This window comes from Lysinibacillus sp. FSL P4-0201 (assembly GCF_038593425.1).
GTDB classification, from domain to species: Bacteria; Bacillota; Bacilli; order Bacillales_A; family Planococcaceae; genus Lysinibacillus; species Lysinibacillus capsici.
Genome location: NZ_CP151995.1, coordinates 529,391 through 545,934 on the forward strand (window position 1 = coordinate 529,391; position 16,544 = coordinate 545,934).

A 16,544-nucleotide genomic window follows, 5' to 3' on the forward strand; every position below is an offset into this window, starting at 1 on the left:
ATTCAACAATAGGGGGATTAGGGATGAATTTTGAATTAACAAAAGAGCAAGAAATGATTCGAGACATGGTGCGTGATTTTGCTGAGAAGGAGATTAAACCGTATGCTCGTGAGGTTGATGAGACATCAACAATGAGAATAGAGAGCTTCAAGAAAATGGCAGAACTAGGCTTATTGGGTATCCCGTTTCCTGAGGAATATGGTGGATCAGGTGGTGATACGGTGTCCTACGCTTTAGCTGTAGAGGAGATTGGTCGAGCATGTGGGGGCACAGGGTTAAGCTATGCAGCTGCTGTTAGCTTAGGAGCCTCACCAATTTACAACTTCGGCACAGAGGAGCAAAAGCAAGAGTGGCTAGTTCCATTAGCTAAGGGTGAGACATTAGGATCATTCGGTTTAACAGAGCCAAATGCAGGTTCAGATGCAGGGGGCACACGTACTACAGCTGTTATTGATGGTGATGACTACATTATTAACGGAGAGAAATGCTGGATCACTAATGCAGGATATGCTCGACAAATTATTGTAACGGCGGTAACAGGTAAACGTGAGGATGGTAAAAAGATTATTTCTTCTATTATTGTGCCAACAAACACACCAGGCGTAACAATCAACTGTAATTATGACAAAATGGGTGTACGTGGCTCCAATACATGTGAAATTGTGTTAGAAAATGTCCGTGTCCCAAGAACAAATCTATTAGGGGATGAAAAACGTGGCTTTAGCCAGTTTTTAAATACATTGGATGGTGGTCGTATTTCCATCGCTGCTCTTTCTGTTGGAATTGCCCAGGCTGCTTATGAAAAGGCACTAAAATTCGCGAAGGAACGTGAGCAATTTGGTGCACCTATTTCGAAGCTACAAGCGATCCAATTTAAATTAGCGGATATGGCGATGGAAATAGAGCTTGCTCGTACGTTAGTACATAAAGCGGCATGGTTAAAAGATCAAAAGAAGCCATTTGGCAAAGAAGCTGCAATGGCTAAACTATTTGCTTCTGAAATGGGCTTCCGTACATGTAATCAAGCAATCCAAATTCATGGTGGTTCTGGATATATGAAAGAATATGATGTAGAACGTCATTTACGTGACATTAAATTAATGGAAATCGGTGAAGGAACATCTGAAATTCAACGTCTTGTTATTTCTCGTCTAATTGGCTGTTAATCATCATCAGTTAAGTTAAATAGCATAAATAAGGGGGATCTTCATGGCAGAACTTGTGTATCAAACAATTGGTCAATTGCTAGATGAACAATCAAAAAAGTACCCGCAAAATGAAGCATTAGTCTATGCTGACAGAAATTTACGCATGACTTATGAACAGCTAAATCGTCAAGCACGATACGTAGCGAGAGGTTTAATGGCTCTAGGAATTGAAAAGGGAGACCATATCGCAGTATGGACGACGAATGTTCCTGAGTGGGTACAGCTTCAATTTGGTACAGGGAAGATGGGTGCTCCAATTGTAACGGTAAATACGAATTACCGTGCAAGTGAGTTGGAGTATTTGTTGAAGCAATCTGATGCTAAAACGATTTTTCTAATTGAAAATTATCGAGACCATTCTTTTATCAATACACTGCAAGAGTTATGTCCAGAGCTTGAACATTGTGAACCAGGTAATTTGCAATCAAAGCGACTACCTCTATTAAAAAATGTTATTTTAATCGGTGAAAATAAATACCCTGGCGTACTTAATTGGTCAGATGTTTTAACTGCTGCCGAGCAAGTAACCGAGGAACAGTTAGATCAGAGAGAACAATCTCTTCATTATGATGATGTCATTAATATTCAATATACTTCTGGTACAACAGGTTTTCCTAAGGGAGTCATGCTAACGCATTTTAACTTAGTCAACAATGCTGTTAACATTGCAGAATGTATGCGTTTAACGGCAGAGGATCGCCTATGTATCCCAGTCCCATTCTTCCATTGCTTTGGTTGTGTCATAGGAACATTAGCCATTACAACAAGTGGTGGAACAATGGTACCAGTACAGGAGTTCTCACCTGAAGAGGTACTTAGAACCGTTCAACAAGAGAAATGCACTGCATTACATGGCGTGCCAACGATGTTCATTAGTGAACTGAATTTATCGAATTTTGCATCTTTCGATCTTTCAACTTTACGTACAGGAGTCATGGCAGGATCAAACTGTCCAATTGAGGTTATGAAAGCGGTCATTGAGAAGATGGGCATGAAAGATATAACAATATGCTACGGTCAAACAGAATCATCACCTGTTATTACACAGACAAGAACGGATGACCCGCTAGTGTTAAAGGTGGAGACGGTTGGCCGCGCTTTACCTAACCTAGAAGTAAAGATTGTTGTTCCTGGAACTACCGAGGAAGCTCCGACAAATGAACAGGGAGAGCTATGTACGAGGGGCTATCATGTGATGAAGGGCTATTATAAAAACCAGGAGGAAACAGATCTGGCGATTGACGAGGATGGTTGGTTGCATACAGGTGATTTAGCAACGATGGATGAAGCAGGTTATGTCCGTGTAACAGGTCGTTTAAAGGATATGATTATCCGTGGTGGCGAAAACCTATATCCTCGTGAAATTGAGGAGTTCCTTTATACACATCCGAAAATTTCAGATGTTCAGGTTGCAGGTGTCCCTGATCCTGTTTATGGCGAGGAGGCGGCAGCTTGGATTGTTTTAAAAGAAGGAGAGCAGGCCACATCGGAAGAAATCCGAGATTATTGTCGGGATAAAATTTCAAGACATAAAATTCCACGACATATTTTCTTTATTGATAACTACCCAATGACTGCATCTGGAAAAGTTCAAAAATATAAATTACGAGAAGATTTCGTTATGACCGTAAAGTAAGGAGGGGCAGTGGATATGTTCAACAAGGTATTAATTGCAAATCGTGGGGAAATTGCTAGACGTGTGATCAGAACATGCAAGCGCCTAAATATTCATACGGTTGCTATCTATTCAGAGGCAGATGCTGAAAGCTTACATGTGAAAGATGCAGATGAGGCTTTCTGTGTAGGGAAGCCACCTGTTGCACAGAGCTATTTAAACATCGACCGCATTCTTGAAATTGCACTAGAAAGTGGCGCAGAGGCTATTCATCCTGGCTATGGTTTACTATCAGAGAATGCAAATTTTGCGAAACGTTGTACAGAGGCAGGTTTAGTGTTTATCGGGCCAAGTGCTGATGTGATCGCTTCAATGGGCAGTAAATTAGAGGCTCGTAAAACAATGAAAGCTGCTAGTGTACCGATTGTAGAGGGTGTAGAAGCGCCAGTGAAGGATGTAGAAGAAGCCACTGCCATAGCGGAGCGTTTAGGCTATCCGATTATGTTAAAGGCATCGGCAGGCGGTGGCGGTATCGGTATGCAGCTAGTTGAAAATGCTGAGGAACTAGCCAAAGCTTTTGAGGGCAATCAAAAGCGTGCACAATCATTCTTTGGTGATGGCACGATGTATATGGAGCGATTCATTGCTAACCCTCACCATGTCGAAGTGCAAATTATTGCTGATCATCAAGGTAATGTCGTTCCATTATTTGAACGAGAATGCTCTATTCAACGAAGAAATCAAAAAGTAGTAGAAGAAGCACCATCACCGTTTATCTCACAAGAGACAAGAGAAAAAATGCTAGAAGCGTCAATTAAGGCGGCGAAGCATATTGGTTATGTCAATGCTGGAACAATCGAATACTTGGTTGATGAAGATCAAAACTTTTATTTTTTAGAAATGAATACAAGACTACAGGTAGAGCATCCCGTTACCGAGGAAATTACGAAGCTTGATTTAGTAGAAGAGCAATTAAAAATTGCGGCAAAACAACCTCTTACGTTTACTAGAGAAAGTATTACTAAAGAGGGGCACGCGATTGAAGTGCGCATATACGCTGAAAATCCTTCGACGTTTTTCCCGTCTCCAGGTACTATTACGACTCTTGAATTACCGACAGGTGAAGGCATTCGACATGAGTGTGGTGTAGAGTCTGGTTCAGTGGTAACACCATTCTATGATCCAATGATTAGTAAATTGGTGGTGTGGGGGGAAACAAGAGAAATTGCCTGCGAAAGATTAGCACAAGCGCTAAAGGCGTATAAAGTGGAGGGGATTCAAACGAATATCCCGATGCTGTTAAAAACCGTCACACATGAGCAATTTTTAAAAGGCTATACGACGACAAAATTTGTAGAGCAATATTATTTACCGCAATTAGCAGAAACAAAATAACAATTATCATGTATTCGTGCTTCTATAGAGGGACGAATACATGATAAAAAATAGGAGTGAATGATTATGGCAACAGTAAAAGCAAGCATGGCAGGAACAGTATGGAAAATCGTCGTAACAGAGGGTGAGAAAGTGACAGCAGGTCAAGATGTAGCTATTTTAGAATCGATGAAAATGGAAATTCCAATTGCAGCAGAAGAGGATGGCGTAGTGACGAAAATCATTGCCAATGAGGGAGACTTCATTAACGTTGATGATGATATTTTAGAAATTGAATAAGAGGAGGCTTGTTTATGCAGCTACCTAAGCAAGTCGCAATCAAAGAAGTTGGTCCCCGTGATGGCTTACAAAATGAAAAAACGCATATTTCAACAGCTGATAAAGTGCAATTAGTAAATTTATTAGGTCAAACAGGATTAAATTATATTGAAGTGACATCTTTTGTGCATCCCAAATGGATTCCTCAATTGGCAGATGCAGTCGAGGTTCTGCAAGCCATTAAAAGACATAAGGATATTACCTATGCGGCACTTGTACCCAATATGAGGGGCTTAGAACGCGCATTACAGGCTGAAGTAGATGAAGTAAGTATTTTTATGTCTGCTAGCGAAAGCCATAACCAAAGTAATATTAATAAAACCATAGAAGATACATTTCCCATATTAGAGGAAGTTGTAGTAGGAGCTCAGGCTGCAAAAAAACATGTTCGAGGTTATATCTCAACGGTTATTGGTTGTCCCTATGAGGGGTATATACACCCTGACAAGGTATTACGAGTAACGGAAAAATTATTGGAGATGGGTGTGACTGAAATATCGCTTGGTGACACAATTGGTGTTGGTGTACCGACGCAGGTTGAGTTTCTTTTAGAGGAATTGCTAAAAAGGTATCCTGCTGAAAAATTTGCCATGCATTTTCATGATACACGTGGGACAGCATTAGCCAATATTATGAAGTCCTTAGAGATGGGTATTACCAATTTTGATAGTGCGCTTGGTGGGCTAGGGGGCTGCCCATATGCGAAAGGTGCCTCAGGTAATGTACCCACAGAAGATTTATTGTATTTATTCGATGAGATGGGCATTGAAACAGGCGTAGATCGACAAAAGGTGCTAGAGGCAGCACTCTTTATTGAAGAGAAGTTAGGCAAAGCGGTTGCATCAAAGCAAATGGCTATTGTCCGCAATGAAAGGAGTGCAAATCAAGGATGACACAACTCGTTCGATTTGAATTACTAGAGGGTAGTATTGGACTTATTACTCTTTCAAGACCAGAAGCTGCTAACGCTATGTCGGTTCAATTACTGCATGAGCTGTCTGACACACTTGATCAAATCAATGGTGATCCAGCAGTGCGTGTAGTCCTTCTAACAGGTGCAGGCGAAAAGGCATTTTGTGCAGGTGCTGATTTAAAGGAACGTAAAGGAATGTCTGATCGACAAGTGAAGCAGATCGTGCAACTGATTGGTGCCACTGTGGCAAAAGTTGAAACGCTTGCACAGCCTGTCATTGCTGTCCTAAATGGTGTTGCCTTTGGTGGAGGCTTGGAGTTGGCACTAGCTTGTGATTTACGAATTGCGGCTACACATGTAAAGCTTGGCTTAACAGAAACATCACTCGGTATTATTCCAGGAGCTGGGGGAACACAGCGACTTCCACGTCTAATTGGTCTTGGTAAAGCAAAGGAATTAATTTATACAGCACGTAGGCTCAGTGCTAAAGAAGCTGAAAAGTATGGCATTATCGAGTATGTTTATGAAGGACATGAGGTATTAGATAAGGCACAACAGCTTGCACTGGAAATGGCAAAAAATGCACCACTCTCTCTAGTGCAAGCCAAAGTTGCGATCAATCAAGGTGTTGAGGTAGATTTAGCTACCGGGTTAAAAATTGAATCACTTGCATATAGTGCACTGATCCCAACAGAAGACCGATTAGAGGGCTTACTTGCCTTCCAAGAGAAGCGAGCGCCACAATATTCAGGGAAATAAAACGCCAAGAAAGAAATAATTTTGGTGTAATCGATTGGGCAAAGGGAGGAAATAAACATGAGCAATATCTCGACAGAAAATACACCACCTACAATGAAAGATAAAATTTTAGCAGGTGGATTACCAAAATATCATGACAAAAATGCACAACAAGGCAAGCTATTTGTACGTGAGCGTCTTGAACTATTACTGGATGATGGTCTTCAATCAGAGGATGGGCTCTATGCGAACTGTTTAGCAGGGGATTTACCAGCAGATGGCGTTATCACTGGTATTGGTAAAATCCATGGTCGCACAGTTTGTGTGCTAGCGAACGATTCAACGATTAAAGCTGGTTCTTGGGGAAAACGCACGGTTGAAAAAATGATTCGCATTCAAGAAACCGCTGAAAAGTTGAATTGTCCATTACTTTATTTAGTGGATTCTGCGGGTGCGCGTATTACAGATCAGCTTGAAATGTTCCCGGGACGCCGAGGTGCAGGACGCATTTTCTACAATCAAGTCAAACTGTCAGGAAAAGTTCCGCAAATTTGCTTATTATTTGGTCCTTCCGCAGCGGGTGGCGCCTATATTCCTGCATTTTGCGATATTGTGGTGATGGTAGAAGGGAATGCTTCTATGTATTTAGGATCTCCTCGAATGGCCGAAATGGTTATTGGTGAAAAAGTAGATTTAGAAACAATGGGTGGCGCAAAAATGCACTGTTCCGTTTCTGGTTGTGGAGATGTGCTTGTTAAATCCGAACAGGAGGCTATTACTTATGCGCGCAAATATTTAGGATATTTCCCGAATAACTATGCAGAGCGTAGCAAGGTAGAGGCTCCTAAACCACCAGCTTCATTTGATAAATCTATTGAAGAATTAATTCCTCAAAATCAAAATGTACCATTTGATATGTATAAGCTAATTGATCGTATTATTGATGAAGATTCGTTTTGTGAGGTTAAGAAATTATTTGCACCAGAATTAATTACAGGCCTTGCACGAATTAATGGACAATCCGTTGGGATCATCGCTAACCAACCACGTGTTAAGGGAGGCGTGCTATTCCACGATTCTGCTGATAAAGCGGCGAAATTTATTTCACTTTGTGATGCATTCAATATCCCACTGTTATTCCTAGCAGACGTTCCAGGCTTTATGATTGGTACTCAGGTAGAAAAAGCAGGAATCATTCGTCATGGTGCTAAAATGATTTTTGCCATGAGTGAGGCAACTGTTCCTAAGCTAACGGTCATTGTGCGTAAAGCGTATGGTGCAGGATTATATGCAATGGCTGGCCCTGCGTTTGAACCAGACTGCTGTATTGCCTTATCAAATGCACAAATTGCCGTAATGGGACCAGAAGCTGCTGTCAATGCCGTCTATGCCAATAAAATTGCAGAACTTCCAAAAGAAGAGCAAGCAAGCTTCATTGCCGAGAAACGTAAAGAATATCAAGAGGAAATTGATGTGTATCGCTTAGCTTCAGAGCTTATCATTGATGATGTGATTGAGCCTAATGAGCTGCGTAAGGTACTAGAAAATCGCTTAGAACTTTATATGTCAAAATACTTATTATTCTCACAACGTAAGCATGGGGTAAACCCAGTTTAAACATACTTATTAAAAGGCTGTCTCTGCTGGTAGGAGACAGCCTTTTTGGATGATAATTTTTTCAGCTACTTGCAAGCTATAGTTGAGCATATTAAAATATGGGAAGGAATAAAAGGGAAGTGGGTGTTAAGCTTGTCTAAAAACAACATAGCGGATGTTCAAAATAATGCCAAGCTCCCATTACCATATCGGGATGTCATTGATACATATCATTTGCCGCTAAAGATCGCAGGTTGGATTTTATTTAGTATCTATTCATTTATGGCTTTTTATAAATTGGTTATTGATCGCTTAGTAGATGTAGTCGTCATTTTATTAAAGGGAGATTACTCTATAGGTGACTTAGGATTGTTTGATTATAGTAGCTGGCGATTAACTACTAATTTTATTCCCTTCGAAACGATTCTCCGTTATATAAACTACTCTCAATATTTTAATTGGGAAATTATAATCGTTAACTTACTTGGCAACTTATTAATTTTTACTCCCATGGGCTTTTTACTGCCATTGCTATCGAAGAAATTCCGAAAAGCGTGGGTTATTATTTGTTTAGGCTTTATTTCTAGTCTTGCTGTTGAAACCGTTCAATTTATTTTTACCGTTGGTTCTGCGGATATTGATGATTTAATTTTGAATACAATTGGTGCATGGCTTGGTTACTTAGCCTATAAAGGGATATTGATTAGACCCAAAAAATAAGAAAAGCAGTCCAGTATGAAGGGCTGTTTTTTTACGTTGATTAACACTATTTGTGCAGTGTATATGGTAATAAATTTTATTGAAAAGGATATGGAGCTAATAAATGAATATGAAAACATTAATTAGATGAGATTCTTTATACCTATTTTTGAAAATAATTAGTATCTCTTTAGGAGGTTAGTAGTAATTAGTGCTTGAATTTAATAGTGAAAATTCCGATAATGAGTGTACAGAAACTATTAAAATGGTATAGATAGAGTGTGAGGAAGAATGTTCATATCTATTAACTTATTAGCATATGTAGATAGAAGGACGAGGTGAAAACTATGAAAATATCAAATTTAATGGAACAAGAAAGAATTTCATCCCAGCATAATCGTAAAAAAATACTTCAGCGTAAAGAGGCAGGAGATGCCTATAGAAAAAATGCGATGTATTTTCAGCCAAAGAAAAACCCATTATTGATTGAACTTGAAAATTTATTATTAGGACGTACTGACCAAGATTTGTATGACCAGCAGCAAGAAGAGTCAAAAGAAGTAACTCCTCAGCAGAAAGCCATTATGGAAGATTTACAGCAAACAGAAAAGAATGTACGGGCACATGAGCAAACCTATAAAGTAGGAATGAATGATAACGCTGATCCCTCGAATATATCCGATTCAGAACTAGGTGACACACTGCACATTTTAGAGCAGGTACGTAATGCAGCATTGTCATCAGCAGAGCCTTCTCCTCAAGATTTACGTGTGGCGCAAAGCGTTGATGCTCAAATACAGCATATGTTAAATAATTCAAATGTTGACGAGGTTGCCACAAATGAAAGCGAACCATCTTTTGTACGTGACATCATTGAAGTGAAGGTTCCTGAACGTTACTCGAAGGAATTGAAATTGGACCCATTTGCAGATACAATTTTCGGTAAGAACTATGAGACTGCATTCAAGTTAGGAGCATTTAAACAGGCATCGGAAAGATATGCGGCTCACGTTCAAATGACGAAAAATGGCTATCGTCCAGACAAGGATTCTATGTTCTCTTTGATAGCCTGATGCTGTAGATAGGAGATTGTTGACATGGCAAAGGCAAAGCACGCGAAAACGAATGCGATTCGTTTATTAGAACAACAAAAAATTCATTTTGATGTGATGGAATATGAAACAGGGGACGGTCAAGTTGATGGTGTTTCTGTAGCTGAGAAAATAGGACAGCCTGTTGCTCGGGTATTTAAAACATTAGTAGCAAAAGCAAGTGCACAAAGGTTATTTGTATTTGTTATTCCAGTGGCTGAAGAGCTGGACTTAAAAGCAGCCGCGAAGGTAGTTGGGGAAAAGAAAATTGAAATGTTAGCGGTAAAAGATCTACTTAGCCATACTGGTTATGTTCGTGGTGGATGTTCACCAGTAGGGATGAAGAAGTTATATCCAACGGTCATCGATATATCTGCTCAAGAACAAGGTAGTATAATTGTTAGTGCTGGGAAAATTGGTATGCAAATTCATGTACAAATAGAAGATTTGAAGAATATAACAAAGGCACAACTTGCCTCAATTACAACTACCCATGAGTGAGAGAATGGGTAGTTTTTTATGTGGTAAGAAAAACGGTTTAGTTTAAGCACTATAGCTTAATTTTGGTTGAAAGTATGATAAAGTAATAGCAATATTATTCATAGAGAGAAGGATAAGGAATGCGTAGAATAATGGGGTGGCGTTGGACCTTTTTTATTGGTGGCTTAATGGTGATGTCACTTGGCATCACGATGTCGATAAAGGGAAAAATCGTTGGCACAAGCCCATGGGATGTTTTACATGTAGGTCTCTTTCAAAATTTTGGGTTAAGTATCGGCACATGGTCTATTGTAACAGGACTCTTTATAGTTGCTTCAACATCCATTGTATTACGTCAATGGCCAAAGATAGGTACTTGGCTCAATATGCTGCTAATCGGCTCGTTCATTGATGTATTTAACTGGCTGTTGCCCTCAACGGATGTATATGGCTTACAAATTACATATTTTATTATTGGCTTATTTGTTTTGAGCTTTGGCTGTGGGATGTATATTGCACCGAATATGGGCGCAGGACCAAGGGATACCTTAATGATGATACTTGTTGAAAAATTTGGCGGATCTATTAAGACAGCAAGAATGGGAATTGAAGTACTTGTAACCATTGTTGGCTGGCTTCTAGGAGGACCAGTTGGAGTAGGGACGGTATTGATCGCCTTAACCTCAGGCTATATTGTGCAATATTCATTACCGTATTGTCGTAAAATCTTGATGAAATGTATTGGAAATATGGAAGGCATGAAGCCATTCTATTAAACCAAGAAGCTACTTATATCTGTAAAGGATAGAAGTAGCTTTTCATTTTTTTTAGCGTTCTTTCATATAATGCAGGGCACAAGCTAAAGGAGGAACGACATTTGAACGGAAATGTAACGTATTATTTTGGACACGCATTGACTGGCCAAGGTGTGAAGCATTTATATAAAGAAATGATGGAAGAGGCGTCTCTCGTTTATTTTTTGCAAGGGCCTGCCACATTTAAAGGTTCAGAACTGTTAAAAGAACTAGGATACTTCTATGTGAAACAGGGCTTTGCTGTCGAGTGGTTTAAGCATGCTTTATTAGAGGAGGTTGTTGAGGCCGTTTATATAAAAGGCTGTAACAGACTTTTTGTATGGGCATCTGAGTGGAATATCGAGCCAACTTTACTCGGTACAAAGCATCGTGTCATGTCTTTCTATGAATGCTTAGAAGACATACAGCTTAAAAAGGTTGGAGAACAGCTTGCAGAGGCGATGCAAGAGCGTGCAACATGGCGTGAAAAATGCATAGCGAAACTGGATCAAGCAATCAAGCTACATGATGACTGGGAGGTTATCACACAAAGCTGTATGAACTGGCAGGCATTAAATGAACAGGTGGAAAATTTAAAGTCGGAAGTGTTCCAATCTATTATTCTGAATAAAACAGGTATGCGGACACATCGTTTACTGGGAACGCTAACTCCTAGAGGTGCGGAAAATACAGTGGATAGTATCACCAAAAGTATCACGACTCGCTTCATGATTAAAGGTAAGCCAGGTACAGGCAAATCTTCACTAATGAAAAGCTTAGCCGATGAAGCAAATGCAAGAGGGCTTGATGCACAAATTGTTTGGTGTGGCTTAGATGCGGGATCTGTAGATATGGTCATTATCCCAGAGCTTAATTTCTGTATTTTTGATAGCACAGAGCCTCATATCTTTGATCCAGAGGATGGTAGGTTAGGGGATAAGATATTTGATATTGGTCAACATTGTGAGCTGTCAGAGGAAGCAGAAACTGCGATCGAGGCAGTGCGAGCACAATACAAAGAAGCTATACAGGATGCGATGGGCCATTCCAAACGATATGCAGAAGCTGAATATACCGTTCGTCGTTTATTAGATAATTGTCTATCGGCTTCTTTATGGCGCGAAAAAACAGCGCCACTATTCGAAAGATTAACAAAGTAATGTAGCTAATGGCTTGCATGTGCTAAACTAGGAGCGAGAACAGTTTTCCTAGGAAAGGATGATACGCTTGTCAAAAGTATTGAATGCATTTTTAGATGAAAACCTACAAGCCTTACATGAACAAGGCTTATACAATGAAATCGATCCAGTAGAGGGAGCAAATGGCCCAATTATTCAGGTCCGTGGCAAAAATCTTGTTAACTTATCCTCTAACAACTATCTTGGTTTAGCAACAAATGAAGAATTAAAGCGTATTGCCAAAGAGACAATTGATAAATACGGTGTTGGAGCAGGTGCTGTTCGTACAATCAACGGGACACTTGACTTGCACGTAAAATTAGAAGAAAAGCTTGCTGAATTTAAAGGAACAGAAGCGGCTATTTCTTATCAATCTGGATTTAATTGTAATATGGCAGCTATTTCGGCTGTAATGGATAAAAATGATGCCATTCTATCTGATCAATTAAACCATGCCTCTATTATTGATGGATGTCGCTTATCAAAGGCAAAAATCATCGCGTTTAATCACTCTGATATGGAGGATTTACGTGCAAAGGCAAAGGCAGCAAAGGAATCAGGTTTATACAATAAAATCATGGTTATCACAGATGGTGTCTTCTCAATGGATGGTGATATTGCTAAATTACCTGAAATTGTGGAAATAGCTAAAGAGTTTGATTTAATCACGTATGTGGATGATGCACATGGTTCGGGTGTAACAGGTAAAGGAAAAGGAACTGTGAAGCATTTTGGATTAGAAAAAGAAATTGATTTCCAAATTGGTACATTATCAAAAGCCATTGGTGTAGTAGGTGGCTATGTAGCAGGTAAGAAAAATTTAATTGATTGGCTAAAAGTTCGCTCACGCCCATTCCTATTCTCAACAGCATTACCACCAGGTGATGTAGCCGCTATTACAGCAGCCGTGCAAATGCTGATTGATTCAACAGAGCTACACGATAAGCTGTGGGATAATGGAAATTATTTAAAAGCGGGGCTTGAGAAGCTTGGCTTTAATATTGGTGCGTCTGAGACACCAATTACTCCATGCATCATTGGGGATGAAAAGTTAACACAGGAATTTTCAAAACGTTTATTTGAAGAAGGCGTTTATGCAAAATCAATTGTCTTCCCAACAGTTCCAAAAGGTACAGGTCGCGTTCGGAATATGCCAACAGCGGCACATACAAAAGAAATGCTTGATGATGCAATTGCGATTTACGAGAAGGTTGGTCGTGAATTAGGCGTTATTCAATAAGAAAAAGCTTCCTCATGGATGGGGAAGCCTTTTTTTGCATGATAGAAAGGAAAAAGTGAAGGATAGAATCGAAAAAGTGACCGATAGAAGCTTAAATCTAATTGATAGCGATCTAAAAATAGACAATTTCTTTATTTTGACCCAATTATTTTGCCTGCCTTGAGCTGTTGAATAGCCTGATCAGAAATATTTAATGCCTGTAAAATTTCTTCATTATGTTGTCCTAAAGTGGGTGCTGCACTTGTTAGCTGTCCAGGCGTTTGTGAAAACTTAGCTGGGAAGCCCAATGTTCTCATTGGTCCAGCAGTCGGATGCTCATAGGACAGTACCATGCCACGCTCTAGTATATGAGGGTCATTCAATGTTTGGTCATAAGAATAGATTGGACTAGATGGTACACCATGCTTATCTAATAGTTCGAGCCAGTAGATAGCCTTATGCTTAATTAGCTCGCTTTCAATTTCTGCTTCCAGCTCCCTCACATGTTGGGCACGTGAATAGTTGGTAGCAAAGAGAGGATTGTCTAACCAATCAGGTCGATTGACAACCTTTGCCGCAAAAATCTCCCATAGCTTTTGATTGCCAGCACCTACTAGAATATAGTCATCCTGCGTTTTGAAACCTTGATAGGGCGCAGACACACGATGGGCGGTTCCTGTTCGCTCAGGTAACTCACCCTTTCCGAAGTAAGCAGCGGCCTCCCAAACAGTCCACGCAAGACCTGACTCCACTAAGGACACATCAATATATTGACCTTCACCACTACGAAGCTTATAAATATAGGCCATTAAAATCGATTGTAAGGCTGTTTGTGCAGCAGCAATATCATTCACCGCAAAGCCAACTTTTACAGGTCGTCCATCTGCTTCACCTGTCATATGCATTAAGCCACTCAGACCCTGAGCCATAATATCATAGCCACCCTTTTGACTATAAGGACCTGTTTGACCATAACCAGAAATAGAGCAGTAAATTAGGCCAGGATTGATGGCTTTTAATGTGTCATAATCAATACCAAGCTTTTTCGTGACACCTGGTCGATAATTTTCCACAAGTACATCAACAGATTGAATCAATTCTTTAAATAAAGTCAGTCCATCAGTCGTTTTTAAATTGATGCAGACACCTTTTTTATTACGATTAACCATCATATACATATGACTTTCTTCATTAACGAATGGACCCATTGTACGGGTATCGTCTCCATTTGGATATTTTTCAATTTTGATAACTTCTGCACCCATATCTGCTAATACCATGGTGCAATAGGGACCTGCTAAGACTTGTGATAAATCGATAACCTTTAATCCTTGTAATGCTTGTTTCATTTACCCTCAGTCCCATCCTGTTTGACTAATGTGATGTTGCGTAATCCTTTGACAGAGGTAGCACCGGCTAATGCGATAGAAACCTTTAATTCATCATAAAGATTGGTCATCACCTTTTCGACACCTTGTTGTCCCTCAAGGGCTAGTCCATAGACGAAAGGACGTCCAATTGCAACGGCATTCGCACCTAAAGCAAGTGCTTTTAAGGCATCCATGCCACGATATACACCACTATCTAATATAATAGGAATTTGTCCATTCACAACTTTCACAATAGCAGGAAGGGCATCAAGTGAACCAATCACACCATCTAATTGACGGCCACCATGGTTTGATACAATAATGCCATCAATACCATTGTCGATAGCATGTTTTGCATCTTCAGGATGTAAAATTCCCTTCAATAATATAGGAAGGTTGGTGCGTTTTTTTAGCTCTCGAACATGTTCCCAATTAAGTGTTGGGTGGAAGACATTTTGCAAGACACCTTGTACGTAGGACTCGAATGAATCATCAGGTAAAGTGGCTGTAAAAACGGGATCATTCATATAATTTCCTCTTGCATAGCCTAGCTTCAATGGTGAAAATTGATTGCGTACATCTTCTTCACGCCAGCCTAGCATTACGGTGTCGACAGTTAAAACGATCGCTTCAAATCCAGCTTCCTCCGCACGTGCAGCCATGCTAAAAGCAATTTCTTCATTAGTAGACCAATATAATTGAAACCATTTTGTTGCAGAAGGCGCAGCTTGAGCAACTTCTTCAAGAGCAAAAGTGGACACAGTGCTTTGTATATAAGGGATATTTAAAAACTGGGCGGCACGTGCAACGGCAAGCTCACCTTCATCGTGAACCATTCCGTTCATGCCCACAGGAGCAAAAAGCAAAGGAGTTGGATATGTTTTACCAAACAAATGAACCGATGTATCAACGTTTGACACATCATTTAAAAATCGGGGAACAATGGAATACTTCTCAAAAGCTGCACGATTATTGCGCAGTGTTTGTTCACCGCCAGCACCTGAACGGATGTAGCCAAAAGGGCCAGCTTCGATTTTTTCCGCTACGGCCTTTTCTAAATCTGCAAAGCAAATGGGGAAGGGGGCTTGTGCAGTTATATTTTTTAAGAGTAGATCGCCATCAGTTATGTTTGTCATCGTTACTACCTCACTTATTTATTGAAAATAGGCTTTCTTTTATTTAAAAAGGCTTGAATACCTTCGTTATAATCGTCTGAACTAAATGAATCCAAAACTAACTGTGCCAGCTCATCGTTTTCTTCAATTTCACCATCAACAATTGCTTGGATAATTTTTTTGATGCCTGCGTTTGCAATGGATGATTTACTTAATAAATGTTCAGCGAATTGCAATGTCGCCTCATCAATTTCCTCTGGTTCGTGTAGGGCCGTGATTAAACCAATATTTTTTCCTTCTTCAGCTGTAAAAATAGTAGCTGTGTACAAAATTTCCTTTGCCTTAGCGACACCAACAATATTGATGAGACGTTTCGTGCTTTCTAAATTATAGACAATACCTATGTTTGCAGCGGTAATGCCTAGCTTACTCTTAGGCGTTGCTATTCTAAAATCACAAGCATTTGCTAACTCTAAGCCACCACCAATTGCTAAGCCCTGAATCATAGCAATTGTCGGGTGTGGAAATTTATAGAGAGCATCGATCGCCTTTAGAGCCAATTCATTATAGGCTTTAGCATTGTCTGTAGCATAACGAACATCTAAAAACTCGCTAATATCTGCACCGGAAGAAAAGGCTACTTCATTGACACCGCGAACAATTAAAAGTTTGATGGAAGAATCTATACGGAGCAGCTCTAGTTGGTCTACTATGGCTTGAAACATTGCCCTTGATAAAGAATTCCGTTTATCCGGGCGGTTTAATACTAACGTTGCAATATAGCCATTTTTCTCTACATAAATTTCGTTTGTCAT

The 16,544-nt window shown here is 39.8% G+C and carries 16 protein-coding genes; 13 read left to right on the top strand and 3 right to left on the bottom strand.

Annotation, left to right across the window (positions count from 1 at the left end; translation table 11 throughout):
* The first annotated feature begins 23 nt into the window (after window positions 1–23).
* The 13 genes from MKY76_RS02615 (at window position 24) to MKY76_RS02675 (ending at window position 13,265) form a co-directional block, all read left to right on the top strand.
* Window positions 24–1,166, top strand: coding sequence for an acyl-CoA dehydrogenase (locus MKY76_RS02615; protein WP_036078132.1), 1,143 nt, complete (start codon window positions 24–26; stop codon window positions 1,164–1,166).
* 43 nt (window positions 1,167–1,209) lie between these two features.
* Window positions 1,210–2,844, top strand: coding sequence for an AMP-binding protein (locus MKY76_RS02620; protein ID WP_342557384.1), 1,635 nt, complete (start codon window positions 1,210–1,212; stop codon window positions 2,842–2,844).
* 15 nt (window positions 2,845–2,859) lie between these two features.
* Window positions 2,860–4,218 carry an acetyl-CoA carboxylase biotin carboxylase subunit gene (locus MKY76_RS02625; protein ID WP_342557385.1) on the top strand — a complete coding sequence of 453 codons (1,359 nt, stop codon included), beginning with the start codon at window positions 2,860–2,862 and terminating at the stop codon, window positions 4,216–4,218.
* Window positions 4,219–4,284: 66 nt separating this feature from the next.
* The gene (locus MKY76_RS02630) at window positions 4,285–4,497 is read left to right on the top strand and encodes an acetyl-CoA carboxylase biotin carboxyl carrier protein subunit (protein WP_004225532.1); all 213 of its coding nucleotides are present in this window, start codon (window positions 4,285–4,287) and stop codon (window positions 4,495–4,497) included.
* A gap of 14 nt (window positions 4,498–4,511) precedes the next feature.
* Complete coding sequence (locus MKY76_RS02635; protein WP_342557386.1) at window positions 4,512–5,429, top strand: hydroxymethylglutaryl-CoA lyase; 918 nt, start codon at window positions 4,512–4,514, stop codon at window positions 5,427–5,429.
* Window positions 5,426–6,208 carry an enoyl-CoA hydratase gene (locus MKY76_RS02640; protein WP_066037037.1) on the top strand — a complete coding sequence of 261 codons (783 nt, stop codon included), beginning with the start codon at window positions 5,426–5,428 and terminating at the stop codon, window positions 6,206–6,208. Before MKY76_RS02635 ends, MKY76_RS02640 begins: the two co-directional genes overlap by 4 nt.
* Window positions 6,209–6,265: 57 nt before the next feature.
* Window positions 6,266–7,804 carry an acyl-CoA carboxylase subunit beta gene (locus MKY76_RS02645; RefSeq protein WP_004225528.1) on the top strand — a complete coding sequence of 513 codons (1,539 nt, stop codon included), beginning with the start codon at window positions 6,266–6,268 and terminating at the stop codon, window positions 7,802–7,804.
* A gap of 45 nt (window positions 7,805–7,849) precedes the next feature.
* Window positions 7,850–8,503: a VanZ family protein gene (locus tag MKY76_RS02650; protein ID WP_103117379.1), complete on the top strand. Its 654-nt coding sequence runs from the start codon at window positions 7,850–7,852 to the stop codon at window positions 8,501–8,503.
* Window positions 8,504–8,829: 326 nt separating this feature from the next.
* A complete protein-coding gene (locus MKY76_RS02655; protein ID WP_313871062.1) occupies window positions 8,830–9,555 on the top strand; it encodes a hypothetical protein in 726 nt (241 codons plus the stop codon).
* A 24-nt stretch (window positions 9,556–9,579) separates the two neighbouring features.
* A complete protein-coding gene (gene ybaK, locus MKY76_RS02660; protein WP_313871063.1) occupies window positions 9,580–10,074 on the top strand; it encodes a Cys-tRNA(Pro) deacylase in 495 nt (164 codons plus the stop codon).
* 119 nt (window positions 10,075–10,193) lie between these two features.
* The gene (locus MKY76_RS02665) at window positions 10,194–10,829 is read left to right on the top strand and encodes a YitT family protein (RefSeq protein ID WP_009371629.1); all 636 of its coding nucleotides are present in this window, start codon (window positions 10,194–10,196) and stop codon (window positions 10,827–10,829) included.
* A 101-nt stretch (window positions 10,830–10,930) separates the two neighbouring features.
* Window positions 10,931–12,007: a nucleotide kinase gene (locus MKY76_RS02670; RefSeq protein ID WP_112117226.1), complete on the top strand. Its 1,077-nt coding sequence runs from the start codon at window positions 10,931–10,933 to the stop codon at window positions 12,005–12,007.
* Between the two features lie 58 nt (window positions 12,008–12,065).
* Window positions 12,066–13,265 (top strand): glycine C-acetyltransferase, encoded by a 1,200-nt coding sequence (locus MKY76_RS02675; protein WP_016992223.1) that lies wholly within the window; start codon window positions 12,066–12,068, stop codon window positions 13,263–13,265.
* Between the two features lie 131 nt (window positions 13,266–13,396).
* On the opposite strand, the gene MKY76_RS02680 is transcribed toward MKY76_RS02675, so the two are convergent.
* The 3 genes from MKY76_RS02680 to MKY76_RS02690 are packed head-to-tail and all read right to left on the bottom strand — an operon-like array spanning window position 13,397 to window position 16,544.
* A complete protein-coding gene (locus tag MKY76_RS02680) occupies window positions 13,397–14,593 on the bottom strand; it encodes a CoA transferase (protein ID WP_328012784.1) in 1,197 nt (398 codons plus the stop codon).
* Window positions 14,590–15,750: an alpha-hydroxy acid oxidase gene (locus MKY76_RS02685; protein WP_103117385.1), complete on the bottom strand. Its 1,161-nt coding sequence runs from the start codon at window positions 15,748–15,750 to the stop codon at window positions 14,590–14,592. Before MKY76_RS02685 ends, MKY76_RS02680 begins: the two co-directional genes overlap by 4 nt.
* Window positions 15,751–15,764: 14 nt before the next feature.
* Window positions 15,765–16,544 (bottom strand): enoyl-CoA hydratase-related protein, encoded by a 780-nt coding sequence (locus MKY76_RS02690; RefSeq protein WP_048393368.1) that lies wholly within the window; start codon window positions 16,542–16,544, stop codon window positions 15,765–15,767.

Bases quoted from the DNA above. Each gene is read 5' to 3' on its own strand.
- MKY76_RS02615 (WP_036078132.1), top strand. From the start codon at position 24: ATGAATTTTGAATTAACAAAAGAGCAAGAAATGATTCGAGACATGGTG.
- MKY76_RS02620 (WP_342557384.1), top strand. From the start codon at position 1,210: ATGGCAGAACTTGTGTATCAAACAATTGGTCAATTGCTAGATGAACAA.
- MKY76_RS02625 (WP_342557385.1), top strand. From the start codon at position 2,860: ATGTTCAACAAGGTATTAATTGCAAATCGTGGGGAAATTGCTAGACGT.
- MKY76_RS02630 (WP_004225532.1), top strand. From the start codon at position 4,285: ATGGCAACAGTAAAAGCAAGCATGGCAGGAACAGTATGGAAAATCGTC.
- MKY76_RS02635 (WP_342557386.1), top strand. From the start codon at position 4,512: ATGCAGCTACCTAAGCAAGTCGCAATCAAAGAAGTTGGTCCCCGTGAT.
- MKY76_RS02640 (WP_066037037.1), top strand. From the start codon at position 5,426: ATGACACAACTCGTTCGATTTGAATTACTAGAGGGTAGTATTGGACTT.
- MKY76_RS02645 (WP_004225528.1), top strand. From the start codon at position 6,266: ATGAGCAATATCTCGACAGAAAATACACCACCTACAATGAAAGATAAA.
- MKY76_RS02655 (WP_313871062.1), top strand. From the start codon at position 8,830: ATGAAAATATCAAATTTAATGGAACAAGAAAGAATTTCATCCCAGCAT.
- ybaK (WP_313871063.1), top strand. From the start codon at position 9,580: ATGGCAAAGGCAAAGCACGCGAAAACGAATGCGATTCGTTTATTAGAA.
- MKY76_RS02665 (WP_009371629.1), top strand. From the start codon at position 10,194: ATGCGTAGAATAATGGGGTGGCGTTGGACCTTTTTTATTGGTGGCTTA.
- MKY76_RS02675 (WP_016992223.1), top strand. From the start codon at position 12,066: ATGATACGCTTGTCAAAAGTATTGAATGCATTTTTAGATGAAAACCTA.
- MKY76_RS02680 (WP_328012784.1), bottom strand. From the start codon at position 14,593: ATGAAACAAGCATTACAAGGATTAAAGGTTATCGATTTATCACAAGTC.
- MKY76_RS02685 (WP_103117385.1), bottom strand. From the start codon at position 15,750: ATGACAAACATAACTGATGGCGATCTACTCTTAAAAAATATAACTGCA.
- MKY76_RS02690 (WP_048393368.1), bottom strand. From the start codon at position 16,544: ATGACAAACGAAATTTATGTAGAGAAAAATGGCTATATTGCAACGTTA.